The sequence below is a fragment of the Streptomyces sp. NPDC056600 genome, from assembly GCF_042792855.1.
Classification (GTDB): domain Bacteria; phylum Actinomycetota; class Actinomycetes; order Streptomycetales; family Streptomycetaceae; genus Streptomyces.
This window is the reverse complement of record NZ_JBHTVQ010000053.1, coordinates 20,591-43,148: the sequence shown is the minus strand read 5'-3', so window position 1 is coordinate 43,148 and position 22,558 is coordinate 20,591. Positions and strand designations below refer to the sequence as shown.

The 22,558-nt window shown below is 73.1% G+C and carries 21 protein-coding genes and 1 pseudogene; 11 read left to right on the top strand and 11 right to left on the bottom strand.

All coding sequences use genetic code 11. The annotated features are described in order from the left end of the window. The first annotated feature begins 94 nt into the window (after nucleotides 1-94). Both ACFRAV_RS23970 and ACFRAV_RS23965 read left to right on the top strand, forming a co-directional pair. Nucleotides 95-1,132 (top strand): hypothetical protein, encoded by a 1,038-nt coding sequence (locus ACFRAV_RS23970; RefSeq protein ID WP_382558314.1) that lies wholly within the window; start codon nucleotides 95-97, stop codon nucleotides 1,130-1,132. 117 nt (nucleotides 1,133-1,249) lie between these two features. Further along, complete coding sequence (locus ACFRAV_RS23965; protein ID WP_382558313.1) at nucleotides 1,250-2,581, top strand: MFS transporter; 1,332 nt, start codon at nucleotides 1,250-1,252, stop codon at nucleotides 2,579-2,581. A 34-nt stretch (nucleotides 2,582-2,615) separates the two neighbouring features. On the opposite strand, the gene ACFRAV_RS23960 is transcribed toward ACFRAV_RS23965, so the two are convergent. Then, on the bottom strand, nucleotides 2,616-3,470 hold the full coding sequence (locus ACFRAV_RS23960; protein ID WP_382558312.1) for a spermidine synthase: 855 nt from the start codon (nucleotides 3,468-3,470) through the stop codon (nucleotides 2,616-2,618). An 81-nt stretch (nucleotides 3,471-3,551) separates the two neighbouring features. On the opposite strand from ACFRAV_RS23960, the gene ACFRAV_RS23955 reads away from it, so the two are divergent. From ACFRAV_RS23955 to ACFRAV_RS23945, 3 genes are all read left to right on the top strand, one after another. Next, nucleotides 3,552-4,376, top strand: a complete 825-nt coding sequence (locus ACFRAV_RS23955; protein WP_382558311.1) for a TVP38/TMEM64 family protein — start codon at nucleotides 3,552-3,554, stop codon at nucleotides 4,374-4,376. Between the two features lie 135 nt (nucleotides 4,377-4,511). Further along, on the top strand, nucleotides 4,512-5,423 hold the full coding sequence (locus ACFRAV_RS23950; protein WP_382558310.1) for an undecaprenyl-diphosphate phosphatase: 912 nt from the start codon (nucleotides 4,512-4,514) through the stop codon (nucleotides 5,421-5,423). Between the two features lie 45 nt (nucleotides 5,424-5,468). Next, complete coding sequence (locus ACFRAV_RS23945; RefSeq protein ID WP_382558309.1) at nucleotides 5,469-5,648, top strand: hypothetical protein; 180 nt, start codon at nucleotides 5,469-5,471, stop codon at nucleotides 5,646-5,648. A 65-nt stretch (nucleotides 5,649-5,713) separates the two neighbouring features. Here ACFRAV_RS23945 and ACFRAV_RS23940 read toward each other — a convergent pair. Both ACFRAV_RS23940 and ACFRAV_RS23935 read right to left on the bottom strand, forming a co-directional pair. Then, nucleotides 5,714-6,483, bottom strand: a pseudogene (locus ACFRAV_RS23940) (transposase). Between the two features lie 10 nt (nucleotides 6,484-6,493). Further along, entirely contained in the window at nucleotides 6,494-7,102 is a 609-nt protein-coding gene (locus ACFRAV_RS23935; RefSeq protein ID WP_382558308.1) for a hypothetical protein, read from the bottom strand. Nucleotides 7,103-7,450: 348 nt separating this feature from the next. On the opposite strand from ACFRAV_RS23935, the gene ACFRAV_RS23930 reads away from it, so the two are divergent. Together ACFRAV_RS23930 and ACFRAV_RS23925 are read left to right on the top strand one after the other, a co-directional pair. After that, nucleotides 7,451-9,196: a M4 family metallopeptidase gene (locus tag ACFRAV_RS23930; RefSeq protein WP_382558307.1), complete on the top strand. Its 1,746-nt coding sequence runs from the start codon at nucleotides 7,451-7,453 to the stop codon at nucleotides 9,194-9,196. Nucleotides 9,197-9,771: 575 nt separating this feature from the next. Further along, the gene (locus ACFRAV_RS23925) at nucleotides 9,772-11,970 is read left to right on the top strand and encodes a M4 family metallopeptidase (protein ID WP_382558306.1); all 2,199 of its coding nucleotides are present in this window, start codon (nucleotides 9,772-9,774) and stop codon (nucleotides 11,968-11,970) included. A 73-nt stretch (nucleotides 11,971-12,043) separates the two neighbouring features. Here the strand turns inward: ACFRAV_RS23925 and ACFRAV_RS23920 are convergent, their stop codons facing one another. Then, nucleotides 12,044-12,598 carry a heme-binding protein gene (locus tag ACFRAV_RS23920; RefSeq protein WP_382558305.1) on the bottom strand — a complete coding sequence of 185 codons (555 nt, stop codon included), beginning with the start codon at nucleotides 12,596-12,598 and terminating at the stop codon, nucleotides 12,044-12,046. A 334-nt stretch (nucleotides 12,599-12,932) separates the two neighbouring features. Here ACFRAV_RS23920 and ACFRAV_RS23915 point away from each other — a divergent pair, with 334 nt between their 5' ends. Then, nucleotides 12,933-14,174, top strand: a complete 1,242-nt coding sequence (locus ACFRAV_RS23915) for a sensor histidine kinase (protein ID WP_382558304.1) — start codon at nucleotides 12,933-12,935, stop codon at nucleotides 14,172-14,174. Continuing rightward, the gene (locus tag ACFRAV_RS23910) at nucleotides 14,171-14,824 is read left to right on the top strand and encodes a response regulator (protein WP_382558303.1); all 654 of its coding nucleotides are present in this window, start codon (nucleotides 14,171-14,173) and stop codon (nucleotides 14,822-14,824) included. The genes ACFRAV_RS23915 and ACFRAV_RS23910 overlap by 4 nt, the downstream gene beginning before the upstream one ends. Before the next feature lie 25 nt (nucleotides 14,825-14,849). Here ACFRAV_RS23910 and ACFRAV_RS23905 read toward each other — a convergent pair whose 3' ends face one another. Then, nucleotides 14,850-15,464: a DUF4291 domain-containing protein gene (locus ACFRAV_RS23905; protein ID WP_382558302.1), complete on the bottom strand. Its 615-nt coding sequence runs from the start codon at nucleotides 15,462-15,464 to the stop codon at nucleotides 14,850-14,852. Between the two features lie 107 nt (nucleotides 15,465-15,571). Here ACFRAV_RS23905 and lnt point away from each other — a divergent pair, with 107 nt between their 5' ends. Together lnt and ACFRAV_RS23895 are read left to right on the top strand one after the other, a co-directional pair. Further along, nucleotides 15,572-17,092, top strand: coding sequence for an apolipoprotein N-acyltransferase (gene lnt, locus ACFRAV_RS23900; RefSeq protein WP_382558301.1), 1,521 nt, complete (start codon nucleotides 15,572-15,574; stop codon nucleotides 17,090-17,092). 194 nt (nucleotides 17,093-17,286) lie between these two features. Then, nucleotides 17,287-17,880 (top strand): hypothetical protein, encoded by a 594-nt coding sequence (locus tag ACFRAV_RS23895; RefSeq protein WP_382558300.1) that lies wholly within the window; start codon nucleotides 17,287-17,289, stop codon nucleotides 17,878-17,880. A gap of 39 nt (nucleotides 17,881-17,919) precedes the next feature. On the opposite strand, the gene ACFRAV_RS23890 is transcribed toward ACFRAV_RS23895, so the two are convergent. From ACFRAV_RS23890 to ACFRAV_RS23865, 6 genes are all read right to left on the bottom strand, one after another. After that, complete coding sequence (locus ACFRAV_RS23890) at nucleotides 17,920-18,363, bottom strand: hypothetical protein (RefSeq protein WP_382558299.1); 444 nt, start codon at nucleotides 18,361-18,363, stop codon at nucleotides 17,920-17,922. 255 nt (nucleotides 18,364-18,618) lie between these two features. Continuing rightward, nucleotides 18,619-19,302 (bottom strand): uracil-DNA glycosylase, encoded by a 684-nt coding sequence (locus ACFRAV_RS23885; RefSeq protein ID WP_382558298.1) that lies wholly within the window; start codon nucleotides 19,300-19,302, stop codon nucleotides 18,619-18,621. Between the two features lie 180 nt (nucleotides 19,303-19,482). Next, nucleotides 19,483-20,253, bottom strand: coding sequence for an SDR family oxidoreductase (locus tag ACFRAV_RS23880; RefSeq protein WP_382558297.1), 771 nt, complete (start codon nucleotides 20,251-20,253; stop codon nucleotides 19,483-19,485). Between the two features lie 41 nt (nucleotides 20,254-20,294). Beyond that, entirely contained in the window at nucleotides 20,295-21,056 is a 762-nt protein-coding gene (fabG, locus tag ACFRAV_RS23875; protein ID WP_382558296.1) for a 3-oxoacyl-ACP reductase FabG, read from the bottom strand. Between the two features lie 214 nt (nucleotides 21,057-21,270). After that, complete coding sequence (locus ACFRAV_RS23870; protein ID WP_382558326.1) at nucleotides 21,271-21,684, bottom strand: DUF3037 domain-containing protein; 414 nt, start codon at nucleotides 21,682-21,684, stop codon at nucleotides 21,271-21,273. Nucleotides 21,685-21,728: 44 nt separating this feature from the next. Next, nucleotides 21,729-22,484, bottom strand: coding sequence for a HipA family kinase (locus ACFRAV_RS23865; RefSeq protein ID WP_382558295.1), 756 nt, complete (start codon nucleotides 22,482-22,484; stop codon nucleotides 21,729-21,731). Nucleotides 22,485-22,558: the final 74 nt, after the last annotated feature.

The window sequence follows — 22,558 nt, the reverse complement described above, 5'->3', positions numbered from 1 at the left end:
CCGTCCGTCCGCCGGAACCGGATCTGCCCATCGCTACACCACGGACGAGGAACGGTGACCAAAGCGTGTCTCTGCGCGACTAGGGTTACGGCTCATGTGGCCTGGACAGCAGCCGCCTGGTGGCGAGCAGAACCCGAACACCCCGCAGCAGCCGGTGAACCCCTACCAGCAGCCGGGGTACCAGCAGCAGCCCAACCCGTACCAGTCGCCCGGCTACCAGCAGCAGCCGCAGCCCGGTCCCTACGCCCCGCAGGGCCAGTGGGGGCCGGCCGGGCCGGCGGGCCCCGCGCAGCCGCCCGCCGGCGGCGGTCCCTCGGACCCGTCGCGGCGGACGAAGCTGGTCGCGATCGTCGCCGCCTCCGCGGTGGTGCTGACGGCCGCGGTGACCGGTTTCCTCGTGCTGGGCGACGACGACGAGAAGGTCGTGGCCGGCGGTGACGGCAAGCCGTCCGCCTCCGCGTCCGCCTCGAAGCCCGCCTCCCCGAAGCCCACCGGGTCCTCGGAGGACAACCCGCGCGGCGAGGGCCCGAAGCCGACGGTCCCCGGCTGGAAGGTCGTGGTGAACCCCAAGTGGGGCACCGCCTTCGACGTCCCGGCGGACTGGGAGGTGGAGAGCCCGACGATGCTGATCGGGTTCGAGAAGGACGGCTCGGACGACCTCGATCCGCTGATCGTCATGTCGGCGCCGGCGTACTACAAGTCGAAGTGGTGCGTCTCGGACGACGACAAGGACGGCCGGGAGGACGAGACCGCCCTGGCCACCGTCGGCACCAAGGGCGCCAACGGTGCGAAGAGCACCGACGAGGTGGCGATCAACCACTCCAACACGTGGGTGTTCGCCGGCTACACGCAGCCCGACAAGAAGAGCGTCACCTGGGACAAGAAGGCCAAGCCCTACACGACGGCGTCCGGAGTCGAGGGCAGCATCGCCTGGGCCCGGTCCAAGAACACCCCGGACAAGGGCAAGTGCGCCACCGACGGCAAGGCCCTCACCTTCGGCTTCAAGAACTCCAACGGCGACTTCGTGGCCTGGACCCTGTTCGGGGCCACCGGGGTGGAGGACGAGGTGTCCGAGGAGACCATCATGAAGGTGCTCGACACCGTCCGCCTGCACGGCACCCCCAAGGGCTGACGCCCCGGCCCGTTCGTGCGGGACCGGCCCTCCGGGAGCAGGTCCCGCACGAGTCCGGTCCCGTGAGGGCCGGAAACAGGTTTGGCGACCGCCCTGGTCAGCGGGGATAGTCAGGGGGTGACCACCCCGCCCGCACCGTCGCCGTCCACCGGCGGCCGCCGCAACTACGTCCTGCTCACCGCCGCCGCCTGCGTCACCAACCTCGGTGGCGCGGGCGCGATGATCGCCTCGGCCTTCGCCGTGCTCGACTCCGGCGGATCCGGCGGAGACGTCGGCCTGGTGGTGGCCTCGCGCACGCTGCCGCTGGTGCTGTTCCTGCTCATCGGCGGGGCGGTCGCCGACCGGCTTCCCCGGCACCGGGTGATGGTGGCGGCGAACACCGTCAACTGTCTCTCCCAGGCCGCCTTCGCCGCGCTGGTCATCGCCGGGGAGGCGCGGCTGTGGCAGATGATGCTGCTGGCCGGCCTCGGCGGTGCGGCGCAGGCGTTCTTCGGTCCCGCCTCGGAGGGCATGCTGCTCTCCTCGGTCCCCGCCGGCGAGGCCGGCCGTGCCTTCGCCGTCTACCGCATGGCCATGCACGGCGCCTCGCTGGGCGGGGCGGCGCTGGGCGGGGCGATGGTCGCCGCCATGGGCCCCGGCTGGGTGCTGGCCGTCGACGCGGCCGCCTTCGCGGTGGCCGCCTCGCTGCGGGCCCTCCTCGACGTCCGCGGCATCGCGCCGCGCGAGCCCGGTGGCGGCATGCTCGCCGACCTGCGGGAGGGCTGGCAGGAGTTCGCGTCCCGTCCCTGGCTGTGGGGCATCGTGATCCAGTTCTCGGTGGCCAACGCGGTGGTGGGCGCGGCCGAGGCGGTGTACGGGCCGCTGGTGGCCCGCGACAGCCTGGGCGGCGCGGGTCCCTGGGGGCTGGCCCTGGCCGCGTTCGGGGCGGGCACCATGGCGGGCGGTCTGCTGATGACCCGCTGGAAGCCCCGGCGGCTGCTGCTGGCGGGCACGCTGTGCGTCTTCCCGCTGGCGCTGCCCAGCGCCGCCCTCGCGGTTCCGGTGCCGACCGGGGTGCTGTGGGGGGTCATGTTCGCGACAGGCGTGACCATCGAGGTCTTCGGCGTCTCCTGGATGACGGCGCTGCACCAGGAGATACCCGAGGACAAGCTGTCCCGGGTCTCCGCCTACGACTGGTTCGGCTCGATCGCGATGGTGCCGCTGGCCACGGCGCTGGCCGGGCCGGCCGAGACGGCGTTCGGACGCACCTCGGCGCTGTGGGGCTGCGCGGCGCTGGTCGTCCTCGTCACCGCCGCGGTCCTCCTGGTCCCCGACGTCCGCCGCCTCACCCTGCGGTCCGACCCCCACGCCAAGGCGGGCGGCGCCCTCGACGCGGTCGTCCCTCCGGTCACGCCGGTCGCCCTCGACGCCACCGTCCCTGCTCCTGCCCCCGCCGAGGCGCCGCGGTAGCCGCTCCTGCCCCGACGGACGGGGGTGGACAAGGTCAGCCGATGCCGAAGGCGCCGTCGGGCGGCTCCGGGGAGGGGACCGCGTCCGCGTCGTCCACGGCCGCCGCGCCCCGGGTGAAGTCCCGCAGCGCCTCCGCGTGCACCACCCGCGCCGGGAACGCGTCGGCGGCCACCCGCCGGGCCACCCCCGCCACGTCCAGCGGCCGGCCCGACGCGACGAGCAGCGCGTTTCCGAACCGCCGCCCGCGCAGGACACCCGGCTCGGCGATCAGCGCCGTCTCCGCGAAGACGGCCGCCACCGTGGCGATCTGGGAGCGCAGGAACGCGAACGGCGCCCCGTCCGCCAGGTTGGCGACGTACACCCCCGTGTCCCGCAGCACCCGCCGCGCCTCCCGCACGAGACCGAGCGAGGCGAGGTGCGCCGGCACCCTGGAGCCGCCGAACACGTCCGCCACCACCAGGTCCGCACTGTCCTCCGGTGCGCGCTCCAGCCACGCACGTGCGTCGCCCACATGTGTGCGGACACCGCCCCCACCGGTTTCCTCCGGCAGCGGCAGGTGCTCCAGCACCATCTCCAGGAGTCCGCGGTCGTACTCGACCACGTCCTGACGGGACCCCGGCCGGGTGGAGGCCACATAGCGGGGCAAGGTGAGGGCCCCGCCGCCCAGATGCACCACGTCCAGCCCCGCCCCGGGCTCGGCCAGCGTGTCGACCAGGTGCCCGATCCGGCGGGTGTACTCGAACTCCAGGTGGGCCGGTTCGTCCAGGTCGACGTAGGACTGCGGCGCCCCGTCGACGGTCAGCAGCCAGGCCCGCTCCCGGTCCACGTCGGGCATCAGTTTCGCGGTGCCGTGGTCGACGGCGCGGGACACGGGTACGGGCTCGTTCACCAAGCCATTGTGCCGGTATGACGGTATGTCGTACGCCACGGTAGGGAGCGAACACCCCACATCCTCGGTTACTGTCGCCAAATGCTCGATGCCACCACCCGCTCTGGGGGCACCGCCGCGGCACCGTCCCCCGCCGCGGCCGCTGGATTAGTGATCACCCCTCCCGTCAAACCGACCAGGACAGCGCAACCGGCGAACCAGCCGGCGCCGCCCGCGGCCCCCGTGCCACGCGGGCCGCTGGCCCGCTGCGCCCGGCTGCTGCTGTCGCCGTGGGCCCGTCTCGGCCTACTGCTGCTCCTCCTGGCCACCGCCGCCGGGACCGTCCTGATGTTCGAGCCGCAGCGCCTCGTCGCCGACGGCTGGCCGCCCCAGTTCGGCGGCGGTCTCGCCGCGCTGGCGTTCGGAGTGGCCTACGGGCTGTGCACCGTGGCCTTCGTCCCGCGCCCGGTGCTCAACCTGGCGGCCGGCGCGCTCTTCGGCTCGACACTGGGCCTGGCGACGGCGCTCGGCGGCACCGTGCTCGGCGCGGGTCTCGCCTTCGGCCTCGGCCGGCTGCTCGGCCAGGACGCCCTGCGGCCGCTGCTGCGCGCCCGCTGGCTCCAGGCGGCCGACGGCCAGCTCAGCCGGCACGGCTTCCGCTCGATGATGGTGCTGAGACTCTTCCCCGGCATCCCGTTCTGGGCCGCCAACTACTGCGCCTCCGTCTCCCGGATGCGGGCCTCCTCCTTCCTTCTCGCCACCGCCCTCGGCTCGATCCCCAACACCGCCGCCTACGCGGTCGCCGGGGCCCGCGCCGCCAGTCCCACCTCGCCGGCCTTCCTGATCGCCGTGGCCGTCATCGCCCTCCCGGCCATGGGGGGCGCCGTCTTCGCCTGGCGCAAGCGCCACCACCTGCGCGCGCGCTGACCGGTCGGCGACGCGACGCCTCCCGTTCATCCGTGGATCACCTGGAGGACGCCGCGGCACCGTTACAGTGCCCGCACCCCGGCGTCGTCGTGACCCGGCCTTCCTCCCCGATCAGCACTTGGACTACCTGCACCCATGTCTTGGTTCGAATCGCTCGTCCTCGGACTCGTCCAGGGGCTGACCGAGTTCCTGCCCATCTCCTCGAGCGCCCACCTCCGGCTGACCGCCGCGTTCTCCGGCTGGCACGACCCGGGGGCGGCGTTCACCGCCATCACCCAGATCGGCACCGAGGCCGCGGTGCTGATCTATTTCCGCCAGGACATCGGGCGGATCGTGAGTGCCTGGTTCCGCTCCCTGCGGGACCGGGAGGCGCGCCGCGACCACGACGCCAAGATGGGCTGGCTGGTGATCGTGGGCTCGATCCCGATCGGCGTCCTCGGTGTGGCCCTCAAGGACCACATCGAGGGCCCGTTCCGCGATCTGCGGGTCACCGCCACGATGCTGATCGTGGTCGGCGTCGTCATCGGCGTCGCCGACCGTCTCGCCGAGCGGGCCTCGGAGGCCGCCGAGCGGCCCGTGGAGGGCGGCGGGCGGCCTTCCGGGGGCGGCGGGCGGCACCGTCTCCGCCGGCCGAAGGACCTGACGCACCTCGGCATCCGCGACGGCCTGATCTTCGGCCTCTGCCAGGCCATGGCCCTGGTCCCCGGCGTCTCCCGCTCGGGAGCCACCATCAGCGGCGGCCTCTTCATGGGCTACCGCCGGGAGGCCGCGGCCCGCTACTCCTTCCTGCTGGCGATCCCCGCCGTCCTGGCGTCGGGCCTGTTCGAACTCAAGGACGCCGCGGAGGGCTCCCACGTCTCCTGGGGTCCGACGTTCCTGGCCACGGTGATCGCGTTCGTCTGCGGCTACGCGGTGATCGCCTGGTTCATGAAGTTCATCAGCACCAAGTCGTTCATGCCGTTCGTCTGGTACCGAATCGCCCTCGGCCTCATCATCCTCGGCCTGATCACGACGGGTGTGCTGAGCCCGCACGCGGCCGATGTGTAGTGAGGCGGTAGCGGAGTGTCATACCTTGCCCCTAGGGTGGACACCATGCTCCTCAATGCCGAGGTCCGTGATTCCGCGCGCTCAGCCGCCGAGCTGAACGAGATGATCCGCGCGCTGTGGCTCCGTTCGAGCGGCGCGCCGACCGCCCAGGACCGCGCCCGCTACGAACAGCTGGTCGTCGAGTGGGCCCGCGCCGTGCGGGCGGAGGCACTGCAGCCGGCCTGAGGGCTGTCCCCCAATCGATCTTCGAGTCGCGGTGGACACGGCAGTGGTAGTGCGTACTCTCACCGCTACCCGGCCAGGGCGAGGTTGTGCAGGCGGGCGATGCCGAGCATGGCGTGGTGGACGCCGTCGCCTTTGAGTCGGCAGTCGCGGAGGAACTTCCAGGTCTTCATGCGGGCGAAGACGTGCTCGACACGGGCTCGGACCTGCTTGTGGGAGCGGTTGTGCTCCTCCTTCCAGGCCGGGAGTTCGATCTGGCCGCGCTCGCGACGGTGTGGGATCACGAGTCCCGTGCCCAGATAGCCGCCGTCGGCGATCGTGAGCGTCCTGCCGACGGCGGCCTTGGCCCCGGACTCCTCCCACGCCTTGCAGTCGTTGCGGTTGCCGGCAAGCGGCTGGCCAACCACCACGACCAGGCGGGTGTCAGCATCAATCACGACCTGGTGATTCGGGGAGTACCGGTAGTTCTTCGACCCCTCGGCCACGGTGTGGTCGCGGGTGGGCACGAGGATGCCGTCCACGATGAGCACAGTGTTCTTGGCGAACCGCTTCCGCGGTTGGAGCGCGAACATCGGTCCCAGACGGTCGATGATGCGGCCCGCCGCCGACTTGGAGACCCCGAACAGCGGGCCAACCTGTCGCATGGTCAGGTTCGTCCGCCAGTGGGCGGCGACCAGCAATGCCCTGTTCTCCAGCGGAAGGCTCCACGGCCGGCCCTGCGGGTCGCGTCTGCCCCTTCGCGTCGCAGCTTGGCCACCAGCTTCTGGAACAGCCTTGGGCTGAGCCCCATGAACGGGCCTGTCCAGGAAGACTCTGACGCCGTGATCACACCAGTCACGCCGAGATCATCACACCGAGGTCAAGCGGAGGTCCCCAGCCCAGCTGTCACAACGGACCCGACCTGTAGGGAACGTGAGCTCCAGGGCGACGCGCCCGGTGTTCGGTGCGTGTTCCTCCCGCACCTCCAGAACCTCCTCCCCGACGTGGTCCACGAACGGCGACTCCTCATCGATCGTCCCCACGGTGACGCGTCCCAAGTCGCCCATGTCGTAGCCGGCGTGCGGCATCGACGCCTCAACGATCAGACACCAATCCGATCCGGTCGTGACGTGGATGGCGGCACCCCGGTCATCGATCAGCCACACATCCAGCGGGCCCGCAGGGGCATCACTGCCGTACATGTGCCACGAGCCGACGACCTCCGCGAGCCGATGCCCCACCAAGCTCTGCGCGCTCGCCCCAGCACCATGAAGCGGGCACTCCTTTGACTTGTCAGGCTCCATCGGCCGACAGTACCGCCGACCGATGTACCAGGTCACAGCGTTATACGGGACAAGCCTTAGGGCCTTTCCGGTGATCGGGCCGTCCAGGGCGGCTCCAAGCGTCCCGCGCCGCGCCTTCGCGGGCCGACCCGGAACCTGCCGCTCAATTCCAGCGGAGACGTGTCGTTTCAGCATGCATCCGTACCGTTTTCCGCACGCCGAAAGAGGCGCGGCGCGCGGAATGCCGATTCCTGAAAACTGACCGTCAGGACGCGGCGCGAACTCCGGGCACGCCGTGCACACTTGAGCTCCCTGCCGTTCACCTGGCCCGTCGCGGCCTTTCCGGTACGGCGCGACGCGGCCCCTCTCCACCGGAAAGGCTAAGGCCCCCGAGGAGTCAAGGCGCCGAGATCGGCGACGCATTGATCTCTTAACTCGCGGCAACCCGCAAGCAACACTCGATTGGCATGCTCCTCCCAATGGCGCGGAGTACGTCAATCACCGAGCGCGCCAGGACGCCTCAGGAAAAAGGACAGCCCTTACATGCGTGCTCCTCTCATATCCAAGGTGGCGATCGCGGTCGCCCTCGCCACCGCCGCCTCCGCGTCGGTCACGACGACCGCGGTGGCCGGCACCACGTCCGTCGACACCGCGATCGCCGACGCGGCCCGGTCCGCGGCCTTCGCACACGCCTCGCAGACCGGTCTGACCGACCGGAGCGGACTGGTCGCCACGGACGTCATGGCCGACGGGGACGGCGATCAGCACGTGCGCTTCTCGCAGACCTACCGGGCCCTCCCTGTCGTGGGTGCCGACATCGTTGTCCACCTCACCGCGTCCTCGAAGTACCTCGGAGTGACCCGGGCCTCGGACGAGCCGGTCTCCCTCCCGACCGTAGCGGCGAAGGTGACGGTGAAGCAGGCACGCGACAGGGCCGCGTCGGTGGTGTCCGAGGGCACGGCGTCGACACCCCGGCTGATCGTGCGCGTCCAGCACGGAAGGAGCGTTCTCGCCTACGAGACCCGGGTGGCGGTGAACGGCGACGCCGCGGCGTCCCGCAAGGTCGTGCTCGACGCGAGCACGGGCGGCGTGATCAGCGACGCCGCCGCCCTGGAGGGGTTCATCTCCCCCAAGCTGGAGAGGAGACTCAAGGCCTTGGGCGGGCGCGCCGCACCGTCCCTGGACGGGAGCGTGGCGGCGGGCAAGCCGGAGAAGCCCGGCGGCGGCTCCTACCCCGCGCCGGCCGTGGGCACGGGTCTGTCGATGTACAGCGGCACGGTGACCCTGAACACCACGCGGACCGCCGCCTCGAGCTACAGCCTCGTGGACGGCACCCGGGGCAAGGCCGAGATCAGGGACGCCAGGAACAGGGTCCTGTCGGAGTCACGTGTCCTCTCCGGTGCGAGCACCATGACCGACGCGGACAACAGCTGGGGCAACGGAACCACGTCCGACACCAACACGGCCGGCGTGGACGCCCAGTTCGGGCTCGCGTCGACCTTCGACTTCTACAAGGACACGCTGGGCCGCTCCGGCATCCGCGACGACGGGGTCGGCCCGGCCGGCGTCGTCCACTACGCGACCAACTACGGCAACGCCGGGTGGAGCGACGGCTGCTGGTGCATGGTCTACGGCGACGGCGACGGCGTGTTCTTCACGAAGCCGCTGACCCAGCTCGACATCACCGGACACGAGCTGACGCACGGTGTGGTGTCGGCCACGGCCGGTCTGGAGACCGACTACAGCGTGTACGGCGACCAGATCGGGGAGCCCGGCTCGCTGAACGAGTCGCTGGCCGACATCTTCGCCGTGGCCGTGGAGTTCGACACCGACACCGCCGGTCACACCCCCGACTACCTGCTGGGTGAGGACCTCGGCCTGGCACAGGGCTTCCTGCGCCGGCTCGACCGCCCGTCGCTGGACGTGCTGGAGGGCGCCGTGGACTACTGGAGCCCCGCCGCCCCCCAGACCGAGGTGCACGCCGGTTCGGGGGTCTCCTCGCACGCGTTCTACCTGCTGGCGGAGGGCAGCGGGCGCAAGACCGTCAACGGCGTCGAGTACGACTCGCCGACGTACGACGGCTCCACGGTGACCGGCATCGGCCGCGACAAGGCGGTGGCGATCTTCTACCAGGCGCTGACCCGGTACATGGTCTCCAGCACCGACTTCCACGACGCCCGCACCGCGACGCTCCAGGCCGCCGCGGACCTCTACGGCCAGGGCGGCACCGAGTACCAGGCAGTGGACGAGGCGTGGGCCGCGGTGAACGTCACCGCCGCCAACGGCTAGAACGACCGCCGGTCGCGGCGCGGTTGCGAGGACCGTACGCCAGGCCCTCGCCCGTGCGTCGGCAGGTGACGCGCCGGTGCACGCCGCCGGCTCGGCCGGCATCCCGCGCGGACCTGCCCCAAGGGCCGCCCGGCACACCACAGCGCACTCCCACACCGCCCCGCCCCGCACCGCCCCGCCCGGCACCGCATCGCGCGGCCCCGCACCGCCCCGCACCGCGCCGCACCGCATCGCGCGGCATCGCACAGCGCCGCACTCCTCACACCGCACCCGCACCCGCACCCGCACCGCCCGGCACGCCCAGAAGGCCGTGCACCGCGCTGACGCGCGCATTCCCGCCGGAGGCTCCCTGCTCCGGCGAGCTCGACGAACGACGGAACGACGGAACGACGGAACGAATGGACACAGAAGTGAATCCCCTGAGCAATCCGGCCGCGTCCCCACAGGGGCCGTGCCGGCCCCGACAGCGCCTGGCCGCCACCGTGACGGTCACCGCCCTGGCGCTCGCGCTGTCCTCGCTGCCTGCCTCGGCAGACCCCGCACCGGCGCCTCGTGCCTCCGACCACGCCCGGGGCGTGAAGGCTCTTCCGCGGATCGAGGCGACCGCCAGGCCGGGCGCCAGGGCCGCGGACCTCTCGCCCGGACAGCGCGGGAAGCTGCTCGACCGGGCCACCGACACGGCGTCGGACACCGCACGCTCGCTCGAGCTCGGTTCCCGGGAGAAGCTGGTCCCGAAGGACGTGATCAAGGACGCCGACGGCACGGTCCACACCCGCTACGAGCGCACCTACGCCGGTCTGCCGCTCCTGGGCGGCGACCTGGTGGTCCATCGGCGCGGCGACGAGCAGACCGTCACCTACGCCTCCACGGCGACGCCGGCCCTGTCGACCACCACGGCCGAGGTGCCGGCGACCACGGCGAGGAAGACCGCCCTGGGTAAGGCGAGGAACAAGGGCACCCGGAAGGCGGACGCGAAGGAGGACCCCCGTCTGGTGGTGTGGATGGCGGACGGCCGGCCGAAACTCGCCTGGGAGACCGTCGTCACCGGCCTGCAGGAGGACGGGTCCCCCAGCGAACGCCACGTCGTGTCCGACGCCGCGAGCGGCACCGTCCTGGCGAACAGCGAACACGTGCGGCTCGCCGACGGTCACAGCCAGTACAGCGGTGACGTCACCATCGGCTCCACCCGCCAGGAGGACGGCACCTACGCCCTGATCGACCCCGAGCGCGGTGGCCAGCGGACGCTCGACGCCACCGGCAACTCCCGCGGCGTCCTGTTCACCGGGCCCGACGACGTCTGGGGTGACGGCACCGCCGCGAACCGCGAGACCGCGGCGGCCGACGCCGCGTACGGCGTCCAGACCACGTGGGACTTCTACCGCGACCGGTTCGGCCGGCACGGCATAGCCGGCGACGGTCGCGGCAGCACCTCGCGGGTGCACTACCAGGCGCAGGAGGGCGTCCACCTGGCCAACGCCAACTGGCAGGACGGCTGCTTCTGCATGAGCTACGGCGACGGCAGGGACGGTCTCCACCCGGTCACCGCGCTGGACATCACCGCGCACGAGATGGCGCACGGTGTCACCTCGGCCACGGCCGGGCTGGGCGACTTCGGCGAATCCGCGGCCCTCAACGAAGCGATCAGCGACATGTTCGCCACGGCCGTGGAATTCCACGCCGGCAACCCCAAGGACGTTCCCGACTACCTGCAGGCCGAATTGGCCGACCTGCGCGGCACCGGACAGCCCATCCGGTACATGGACCGTCCCACCAGGGCCGGCGAGTACTACGGCTACATCCCCCTGGACTACTGGACGCCGCAGACGAAGAAGGCCGAGTCCCACATGGCGGCCGGCGTCGGCGACCACTTCTTCTACCTGCTCGCCGAGGGCAGCGGGCAGAAGACGATCAACGGCGTGGAGTACGACAGCCCCACCTACGACGGGCGGCCGGTCGCGGGCATCGGTCTGACCGACGCCACCGACGTGGTGTACCGCGCGCTCACCGTCTACATGACCAGCACCACCGACTACCCGGGCGCCCGGACCGCGACGCTCCTGGCCGCGGCCGACCTCTACGGCGCGGGCAGCGACGCCTACGAGGCCGTGGCCAACGCCTGGGCGGCCGTCAACCTCGGGAACGGATACGTCAACCACATCGCCGTCGACCCGCCGCAGACCGAGCCGGTCGCGGTCGGCCAGCCGGTGAGCCGCCGGATCACGGCGTCCAGCACCCGTCCCGGCGCGCTCACCTTCTCGGGGAAGTCACTCCCGCGGGGTCTGTCGATCGACCGCACCAGCGGCCTGATCACCGGCACGCCCGAGAAGGCCGGTGAATCCGACACGGTCATCTCCGTCACCAACGCGGCCGGCGACACCCGGCAGCTGTCGTTCACCTGGACCGCGCTGGAATCCGGCGGTCACTACTTCGTCAACCCCACCAGCTACGTGATCCCGGAGAAGGGCACCGTGGAGTCCCCGATGACCGTCCGGGGCAGGCCGGTCGACGCATCGGGCGATCTCGAGGTCACGGTCGACATCACCCACCCCATGGGCAATGCCATGGTGATCGACCTGGTCGCCCCCGACGGTACGGTCGTGCCGGTCAAGCCCTGGGGTCCCTGGGAGCTGAGGCCCGATCTGCGGGCCACGTACACGGTCGACGCCTCGGCCGTTCCCGCGGTCGGCACCTGGAAGCTGCGCGTCGACGACGGCACCCCGGGCATCTTCGACCTGGACTCCGGAACGCTCGTGAAGTGGAGCCTGACCTTCTGACCCGTCGCTCCGCCCCCGGCGGACGTGGGACCGCGGCGGCGCACCGGTTCGGACCGGGCGCCGCCGCACAGGTTCACCTGCCGAGCGCGGCCACGCCCGCCTGCGCGAACTTCTCGTCCAGGTCGCCGGACGGGGCCCCGGCGACGCCGATGCCGGCGATCGGGGCGCCCTTGGCGGTGACCGGCGCGCCACCGGCCAGGAAGAGGGTGTTCGGGATGTCCTTCAGGTTCGGGGCCTGGTCCAGCCGCCCGGCGAGCACCGAGGTGGGCGCGTTCCAGGAGACGGCCGTGTACGCCTTGCGCACCGCCGAGTCGTAGGACTGGGGACCGGCGCCGTCGCCCCGCAGGGTCACCACGGTGTTGCCGTTGCGGTCCACGACGGCGACCGTCACCTTCTGGTCCGCGTCCTCCGCGGCGTCCAGTGCGGCCTGCGCGGCCCGGACGGCGGCGTCTGCCGACAGATGCGTGGTCTGTGTGGTGTCCCGGCTCTTCGCCACGTCGGCCGCCGCGGCGGGCGCGGGGCCGGCGGCGTTCGCGGTCACGGCACCGAGCGTTCCGGCGCCCAGCGCCGCGGCGGCGATGGTGCCGAGCAGGACGCGGGTACGCGGGGTCGTCTTCTTCTTCGTCATGGTGCACAGCTCCTCGTGGGTCCTCCGGGGAACCTCGCTCCCCGGCCTCTCGGTATCCATCCTCGGAGCGCACCCGGTCCCGGGGCGTCGGCGTTCCGGCTGGTCACGCGGGTCCCGACGGCTGACGGAGGTGTCATCCGAACGGCTGATGCGCCCATCCCGCGCACGGGTTTACCTGGAGACGGCGGCGGTCGCCGCCCGGCCCTCTCCGGCCGGACGGCCCGTCGCTCCGGCCGGCCTCCCAGGAGGCGGGACGGCAGCAGCGGCAAGGACGGGCGTGAGCCCGAGGCAGGCCGAGGGCCGCGAGGCCCACGGCGGACGCGAGGAAACACCCATGCGGCACACACGGCACCGGTCTCCCGAGGCCTCGGACCCGGCGGCGGATCCAGGGGCGGATCCGGACGCGCGCTGGCTCGGGCCGGTGGTGCACCTCGCCTTCTACGCGCTGCTGGGCGGCTCGCTCGCCCGCTACCTGCTGCGCCATCCGCCGGGCCCCGGTGTGACCTCGGTGGTCGCGGCGGCGGCGCTGCTCGCCCTGCTCTACGCCCTCGGCCCGGTGGCCGGTCCGGCCCGTGGGCGGGACCGGCCGGCCTCCCGCCCGCTCGTGTGGCTGGTGGCGGTGGTGGCGGCCTGGTCGGTCCTGACCCTGCTGGCGCCCAGCTTCGCCTGGTGCGCGGCCCCGTTGCTCATCCTGGCGCTGCGTTCCCTGCCGGCCGGCGCGGCGATCCCGCTGGCGTGCCTGCTCACGGTGCTCGTCGTGGTGTCGCTGCAACGGCTGAGCGACGGCTTCGACCCGGCGGTCCTGGTCACCCCGCCCGCCGTCGCCGCTCTGATGACCGGCGTCTTCCTGCACATGGAACGGCAGGCGGAGCGGCGGCGCGCCCTCATCGAGGACCTGCTGCGCACCCGGCGCGAGCTCGCGGCCACCGAGCGCCGCGAGGGCGCGCTGGCGGAGCGGGCACGGCTGTCGATGGAGATCCACGACACCCTCGCCCAGGGACTGTCGAGTCAGAGGATGCTGCTGCAGGCCGCCGAGCGCGTGTGGGCGACCGACCCGGCGGCGGCGCTCGAGCACGTGCGGGAGGCCGCCCGGGGCGCGGGCCGCGACCTGGCCGAGGCCCGCCGTTTCGTGCACGACCTGGCGCCGGCCGATCTGGCGGACGGCGGCTCGCTCCTCGCCGCCCTGCGCCGGCTCGCCGAGCGCGGGACGAAGGACGGCCTGACCGTGCGCCACCACATCGAGGGGGTGCCCCTGCCCCTGCCCGAGCGGGGCGAGGCCGCGCTGCTGCGCGTCGCACAGGGGGCGCTGGCCAACGTGCGGCAGCACGCGGGAGCGAACCGGGCCGCCGTCACCCTCAGCTATCTCGACGACCAGGTGGTCCTGGACGTCGCGGACGACGGCCGCGGCTTCGATCCGGGCGCGGTCCCCGCGCCCGGCCGAGAGGGCGGCCACGGACTGCCCGCGATGCGTGCCCGTCTCGCGCAGCTGGGCGGCACACTGACCGTGGAGTCCGCTCCGGGCGAGGGCACCGTGCTCACCGCCTCGATCCCCCTCACCCCGCCGGAGTCCCGATGACCTCCCCCACCCCTTCCGCCGCCGAACCTGTCGCGCGGGTGCTGGTCTGCGACGACCACGCCGTCGTGCGGGCCGGGCTGCGGGCGCTGCTGTCCAGCGCCGACGGCATCGACGTCGTCGGCGAGGCCGCCGGCGGCGACGAGGCGGTGGTCCTGGCCGACCGGCTGGCGCCGCACGTCGTGCTGATGGACCTTCAGCTCGGTCCCGGCACGGACGGCATCGAGGCCACCCGTCGCATCACCGCCCGGCCCGGCGCTCCGCGCGTGCTGGTCCTCACCACCTACGACACGGACGCCGACGTGACCCGTGCGCTGGAGGCCGGCGCGACCGGATACCTGCTGAAGGCCGAGCGGCCGGAGGAACTGTTCGCCGCGATCCGCGCCGCGGCGCAGGGCCGCACCGCGCTCTCCGCTCCGATCGCCGGCCGCGTGGTGGCGGCGATGCGCGCTCCCCGGCCGACGCTCACCGCCCGCGAACTCGACATCCTGGCCCAGCTCGCCCAGGGCCTGGCCAACCGCGAGATCGCCCGCGCCTTGTTCATCAGCGAGGCGACCGTGAAGACCCATCTGAGCCGCATCTACGACAAGCTCGGCGTCGACAACCGGGCCGGCGCCGTCGCCGCGGCCAAGGAACAGCGTCTGCTTCCCTGAGCGGCGGCCGCGACCCGTAGGTCCCTCAGCGCAGCAGGTGGGCGCATGCCTCCCGGTCGAGCGGGTACGCCCGCTCCGCGGGCAGCAGCGCCCCGGCCCCCTCGACGTCCCCCGCCGTCAGCAGCGCCTTGATCTCGTGGGCCCGCGGCGTCACGTCCTCGATGCCCAGGATCCACTCGTCCGCGTACCGGGCCGCCGCCTCGCCCGCGAGGCCCAGTTGCAGCGACCGGTGGGGCAGCGGCCGCATCCACAGGTCCCGTTCGGGGTCCCACTGCACCCGCGCCGGCGCCCGCCGCAGCTCCCGGCTCCAGGACGCCCGGTCCTCGTGCAGGCCACGTACGTAGTGCGAGAGGCAGGCGTGGCGCAGCGCCCACTCGAAGCCCTCCCGGCGGATCCGCACGGCCAGCACGGTCTCCTGTCCCTCCTTGGTGGCCCAGCCGCAGCGGTACATCATCCAGAGGAAGGACGGCTTGATCCAGGTCATCCGGTCACGCTTCCAGGTCACCGGGAAGCGGCCGGCGCGGGCGGCCGGCCTTCCGATCTCCGGCCGGTAGGCCTGGTACACGGTGACGGCGTCCTCGGACCAGTCCGCCCTGACCTGGTGGCGCGGGAGGGTGTCCACGCCGGTCTCGTCGTTCATCCGGACAGCCTGCCCCGCGCGCCCCGCGCGCCGCCACGCATTTCCGCGGGCGCCGTTTCCCTCCGCCGTACCCGTCTCATCCGCCCCGGGGCGGGCACCCTGAAGGCGTGACGGCCGGGCGGTGGGCGATCTCCTCCTGGCGGCGGCCCGTGGTGGCCGCCGCGGCGGGCGCGCTGCCCGTGCTCGCGTTCCCGGAGCCGAACTGGTGGTGGTCGGCTCCCGTGGCGCTGGTCCCCTGGCTGCTGCTGATCCGGACCGCGCCGACCGGCCGGCGGGCCGCGCTGGACGGCTGGTGCGGCGGCTTCGGCCTGATGCTCACCGCCCACCACTGGCTGCTGCCGAGCCTGCACGTCTTCACGCCCGTGCTCGCCGCGCTGCTCGGGGCGCTGTGGGCACCCTGGGGCGCGCTGGCCCGGCGGCTGCTGACCGGCGCTCCGTCCGCCCGGCGGGCCGTGGCGGCGCTGCTCGCGCTGCCCTCCGGCTGGCTGATGATCGAACTGGTGCGGTCCTGGCAAGGGCTCGGAGGTCCCTGGGCGATGCTCGGGGCTAGCCAGTGGCAGACGGCTCCCGCGTTGGCCCTGGCTTCGGTGGGCGGGGTGTGGCTGCTGAGCTTCCTGCTGGTCTGCGTCAACACCGCCGTCACGCTGCTGCTCGTCGTCGGCTCGGCCCGGCGGGTCGCGGCGGCGGCGCTGGCCGTGGTGGCGGTGGCCGCCGCGAGCGCCTGGGCGTGGGCCCCCCGGCCCGCGCCGGGCGGCACGGCCCGGATCGCGCTGGTCCAGCCCGGTGTCGTGACCGGTGAGGACGGCCCCGAGCGGCGGTTCGCCCTGGAGGAACGGTTCACCCGCGAGCCGGCCTCCCGCGGCGAGGAGCTGGACCTGGTGGTCTGGGGCGAGAGCAGCGTGGGCGAGGACCTGGCGACCCGTCCCGACCTCGCCCGCAGGCTCACCGCGCTGTCCCGTGACACCGGCGCGCCGTTGCTGGTGAACGTGGACGCCCGCCGTTCGGACCGTCCCGGGATCTTCAAAAGCTCGGTGCTGATCGGCCCGCAGGGCCCCACCGGGGACCGTTACGACAAGATGCGGCTGGTCCCTTTCGGCGAGTACGTCCCCCTGCGGTCGATGCTCGGCTGGGCCACCTCGGTGGGGCGCGCGGCCGACGAGGACCGCCGTCGCGGATCGGCCCCGGTGGTGATGGACGCCGCGCCCGGGCTGCGGCTGGGGCCGCTGGTCTGCTTCGAGTCCGCGTTCCCCGACATGAGCCGGCATCTTGCCGCCGAGGGCGCGGGGCTGCTGGTCGTCCAGTCCTCCACCTCCACCTTCCAGGGGACCTGGGCCCCCGAGCAGCACGCCTCACTGGCAGCGCTGCGGGCGGCGGAGACCGGCGTCCCGACGGCCCACGCCACCCTGACCGGGGTCTCCGCCGTGTACGACGGCTCCGGGCGTGCGGTGGGGCCGCGGCTCGGCACCTCCGAGCGCGGGGTCTCGGTGCACACCGTCCACCTGGCCGGGCCCGGCGCCACGCTGTACACGACGTGGGGCTCGTGGCCGCTGCCGTGCGCGGCGGGCGTCCTCGTCGTCCTGGCGGCCATGGCGGCCACGGCCCGGCTCCGCGCACGACGCGGTCGCTGACCGACGACCGCCGACCGCCGACCGCCGACCGCCGACCGCAGCGAACGGCCGGGACGGGGCGTGGGCCCCGCCGCGGCAGGGCCCACGCGGTCCGCGTCGACGCGGCAACCCCGCAGGCGCCACGTCACCCTTACGAAGGGACCGCCCGCCTGTCGGCTGTCCCCGCCCGTCCCGCAGCCGCCAGAGTGACGAGGGTGAAGCGAACGACGACCACCACCGCACTGCTTCTCGTCACCGTCGCCTGCGCCGCGCTCTCCGGCTGTGTGACGGTTCCTTCCGCCGGCCCCTCCCCCGGGGGGTCGGGGGCCCCGTCCGCCCGGTCGGTGCCCGGCCCGGACGGCCAGGGCGCACCGCTGCCCGTGGGTTCCGCCGCCGCGGAGGACGCGGAAGGCGCGAAGAAGGGCTCCGGGGACGGCAAGGACGCGAAGGACCGCGCCGACGCCAGGAACGGCAAGGGCGGCAAGGACTCCGACGGCCGCAAGGACGCCGGGGAGGGCGAGGACGGCAAGGGCGGGGACGGCGGCACGTCCTCGAAGAGCGCCAAGAAGGGCAAGGGCCCGCGCGAGGGCGGATCCGCCGGCCGGGGCTCCGACCGGGAGGGGGACGACGGTCCCGGTCACCGTTCCGGCGAGCGTGCCCGGGACGCGGCGGGCCGACCGGACCGGCCGCGCCGTCCCAAGGGTGGTTCGGTCGACGCCTGCGGCATCGGCACCGAGTACGGCGGCTGGAGTCAGGGCAGCGCCGAGGAGGCGATCTGCCGCAGGATGCAGAACCGCGCCACCAAGTAGCCCGAGCACCTACCACCACGGCTACGGCACGCGGGCGCGTCAGGGTTCCAGGCCGGCCTCCAGCTCCCGGATCTCCTCGCGCACCCGCGTGCCGTAGCTGTCCGCCGGCAGGTCTTGGGCCGCGCGCCGGGCGCGGTGGAGGTGGCTGCGGGCGGCCTCCGGGCAGCCCAGCTTGGCGTAGTCGGCCGCGACGTTCAGGTGCAGCGAGGGGTACAGCGACCGGACCGCCTCCATCAGCTCCTCGGCCGCGGACAGCGCCCGCAGGTCCCAGGCGAGTTCGTCGGCGGGGTCGTCCTGGGTGTCGGCGAGGTAGTGGGCGAGGGCGCAGCGGTGGAAGGCGTCGCCGTCCGCGCCGATCTCCTGCCAGAGGCCGAGGAAGCGGCCGCGTGCCTCCTCCCGGTCGCCGCCGTGGTGCAGCAGCACGGCCTGGCCGATCCGCGTCGTCACGCCGACCGCGCCCGCGTCCCGTTCCTGAAGCCCCATCGCGCCCTCCGTCGCCCGCCGTTTCCGGCCTGACCGGCGGGACCGCCGCGCGGCGGTCCCGCGGTCGACGCTAGGGCCACCGGGGTCGCCCCGCCCGGCGACGCCGTCCGGTCGGCGGCAGGGCGCTCCCGCGTGGGGGCGGGAGCAGGGACCGAGCGGGCCCCGGCCGTTGACCCGCTCGGCACCGGACGCAGGGCCGCGTCCGGTGCCGTGCGGGTCGGGGTGAGCCGAGGCCGACGTCGGCCCGGGTGGGCGTCAGCCCAGGTCGGGGATGCGCCAGTCGATCGGCTCGTGGCCCTGGGCCGCGATCGCCTCGTCGATCTGGGTGAAGGGGCGCGATCCGAAGAACTTCTTGGCGGACAGCGGCGAGGGGTGCGCGCCCTTCACCACCGCGTGCCTGCTCTCGTCGATCAGCGGCAGCTTCTTCTGGGCGTAGGCGCCCCACAGCACGAAGACGGCCGGGTCGGGCCGCTCGACGACCGCGCGGATCACCGCGTCGGTGAACTTCTCCCAGCCCTTGCCCTTGTGCGAGTTGGGCTCGCTCTCGCGGACCGTGAGCACCGCGTTGAGCAGCAGCACGCCCTGTTCGGCCCAGGGCATCAGGTAACCGTTGTCGGGGACGGGGTGGCCGAGCTCGGCCTGCATCTCCTTGTAGATGTTCCGCAGCGACGGAGGCGTCCGCACACCCGGTCGCACGGAGAAGCACAGGCCGTGGCCCTGGCCGGGGCCGTGGTACGGGTCCTGGCCGAGGACGAGGACCTTGACCTTGTCGTACGGCGTCGCCTCGAGGGCCGCGAAGACCTCCTCGCGGGGCGGGTAGACGGGGCCGTTCGCCCGCTCCTTCTCGACGAACTCGGTCAGCTCCTTGAAGTAGGGCTGTTCCAGTTCGCCGCCCAGTACCCCGCGCCAGGACTCGGGCAGCATGGCGATGTCGGTCACGTCAACGTCCTCCGGTGTGCGGTCACTTCCAGGTCTGGAACCTACAGCCGCCCACCGACAACCGTACCGGCGCCCCGGAGCGCGTGAGGGGCGCGGACGGCGGGCCGGCACACGGCGGGGGCCCGGTGACCCGCCCCACCGGCCGGTCACCGGGCCCCCGCCCACTTCTGGCGCCTCGCGTCAGGCGACGCCGGCGTTGAGGAAGAGACCGCCCTCGACCACCAGGTTCTGGCCGGTCATCCAGCCGGAGGCGTCCGAGGTCAGGAAGGCGGCGACGCCGCCGATGTCCTCGGGCACGCCGAGCCGGCCGAGCGGGTAGCCCGCGGCGACCTCGGCCTCGCGGTTCTCGTACAGCGCCTCGGCGAACTTGGTCTTGATCACGCCGGGCGCGATGGAGTTGACCCGGACCTGCGGCGAGAACTCGTGCGCCAGCTGCAGGGTCAGGTTGATCATCGCGGCCTTGCTGATGCCGTACGCGCCGATGAAGGGCGAGGCCTGCACGCCGGCCACCGAGGTGATGTTGACGATGGTGCCGCCGTTGTCCCGCTGCCAGGCGGCCCAGGTCTTCTGGGCGAAGCCGAGCGCGGAGATCACGTTGGTCTCGAAGACCTTGCGGGCGACCGCCAGGTCGAGGTCGGCGATCGGCCCGAAGACCGGGTTGGTGCCGGCGTTGTTGACCAGGTGGTCGACCCGGCCGAACGCCTCCATGGTGGCGGCGACGACCGCGTCCTGGTGCGCCAGGTCGTGGGCCTTGCCGGCGACGCCGATGGCGCGCTCGGAGCCGAGGCGCTCCACGGCCTCCTTCAGCGCCTCCTCGTTGCGTCCGGTGATGCAGACGCGGTCACCGCGGGCGACGAACGCCTCGGCGATGCCGAAGCCGATGCCCCGGCTGGCGCCGGTGATGACGGCGACCTTGCCGGAGAGCTCGGGCAGTTCGGGCTGTGCGGTCATGGGGGTGTTACCTCCGTGTCCCGGGACCTTGCGGTCCGGCGTCAGTTGAGCGGGCCGCCGGCGACGTACAGGACCTGGCCGGAGACGAAGCCGGCCTCCTCGCCCGTGAAGAAGGCGACGGCGTTGGCGATGTCCTCGGGGACGCCGACCCGCTGGACCGGGATCATCGCGGCGGCGCCCTTCTTGAAGTCCTCGAAGTCCACGCCGACCCGCTCGGAGGTGGCCTTGGTCATCTCGGTGGCGATGAAGCCGGGGGCGACGGCGTTGGCGGTGACGCCGAACTTGCCGAGCTCCTTGGCGAGGGTCTTGGTGAAGCCCTGCAGACCGGCCTTGGCGGCGGAGTAGTTGGCCTGGCCGCGGTTGCCCAGGGCCGAGGAGGAGGACAGGTTCACGATGCGGCCGAACCCCGCGTCCACCATGTACTTCTGGCAGGCGCGGGCCATCAGGAAGGCGCCCTTGAGGTGCACGCCCATGACGGTGTCCCAGTCCAGGGCGCTCATCTTGAAGAGCAGGTTGTCGCGGAGCACGCCCGCGTTGTTGACCAGGATGGTCGGCGCGCCGAGCTCCTCGGCGATGCGGGACACGGCGGCCTCGACCTGCGCCTCGTCGGACACGTCGCAGCCGACGCCGATCGCCTTGCCGCCGGCCGCGGTGATCTCGTCGACGACGTCCTTGCAGTTGGCCTCGTCGAGGTCGATGACCGCGACGGCGCGGCCCTCGGCGGCCAGCCGGACGGCGGTGGCGGCGCCGATGCCGCGCGCACCGCCGGTGACGACTGCGACTCGCTGCTCAGTGGTGGACATGGGTGCGTCTCCTCGCCCTCGGAAAGCCTGAACGCCTTCGGTGATCCCGCGGTGCGGTCTCTCCTGCGGACTCTACGCCCGACAGGTGAGCGACCGCTTAGTACCCTCGGCAGGACGTGACGCTAGAAGCCCGGACACCCGCTGTCAACGGGCCACCGCGTGATGTGATCCACCTGACCGACACCTGACTGGTGCGAGGTGACCGTCCGGGCGTCTACCGGACGAGCAGGTCCAGCAGCCGGTCGACCTCGGCGGCCGGATCGGCGGTCAGCCCGGTGTGCACGGGGCCGGGCTGGAGGACGGTGGAGCGGGGGGCCACCAGCCACCGGAACCGCTTGCCGGCGTCGTCGTCCGCGGCGGGTCCCGCGGCCTCGCCGCCCGCGCAGACGGCCTCCACCGCGCGCAGCGCGGCCCGCACCGCGCCGACGTCGGCACGGGGGTCCAGGGCGAGCAGCCGGGGCTCGTCCAGGTGGGTCCGGGCGGCGACGAACCGCTCGCCGCGGCAGTAGAGGAGCACGCCCACGTTGACGCACTCCCCCCGCTCGACGCGGGGCACGGCCCGCAGCAGGGCGTACTCGTAGACCTGCCGGTCGCGGGTCCTGCGGTCGACGACGTTGCGGGTGAACACCTGCCGGTCGGCGTCGTGGCGGTCGTGGCCTTCGGGGTTCCGGCTCACTTCAGTCCCTCGATGCGGTCGTGGACGACGGCGGCGCGTGCCAGCAGCGGGCGGGCGTAGGCGCGGCGGAGTGCGTCGGGCGAGTCGAAGCCGGGCTCGTCGGGCAGCCAGCTCTCGGGGATCCGCGACGTCACCTCGGCGAGGAGTTCCTCGGTCACCAGGGGGGCCAGCTCGGCGGCGGCCGCGGCGACGTCCGGGGAGAAGCGGGCGAGGGCGTGGTCGGACGCGCGGTAGGGGCGGGCGGCCGAGGCGTCGGCGCCGGGCCAGTTGTGGTGCCAGATCATGGTGGCGCCGTTGTCGATCAGCCAGAGCTCGCCGCGGTGGGTCAGCAGGTTGGGGTTGCGCCAGGAGCGGTCGACGTTGTTGACCAGCGCGTCGAACCAGACGATCCGTCCGGCCTCCTCCGGGGTGACCTCGAAGGCCAGCGGGTCGAAGCCGACGGCGCCGCTCAGGAACTCCATCCCGAGGTTGAGGCCGCCGCTGCCGCGCAGCAGGTCCTGCACCTCCCGGTCCGGCTCGCCCAGGCCCAGCGCCGGGTCGAGGTCGACGACGACCAGGCGCGGCATCCGCAGCCCGAGCCCCCGGGCCAGCTCGCCGCACACCACCTCGGCGGTCAGCGTCTTGTGGCCCTGTCCGGCGCCGCGGAACTTCAGGACGTACAGGCCGAGGTCGTCGGCCTCGACCAGCGCCGGCATGGACCCGCCCTCCCGGAGCGGCGTCACGAAGCGGGAGGCTGCGACTTCGCTGAGCATCCGCCCAGGTTATACGGTGCCGCCGCTCGTGATCGTCGCGGATCGGGGCGGTCCCGGCGGCCTGATCCGGGAGC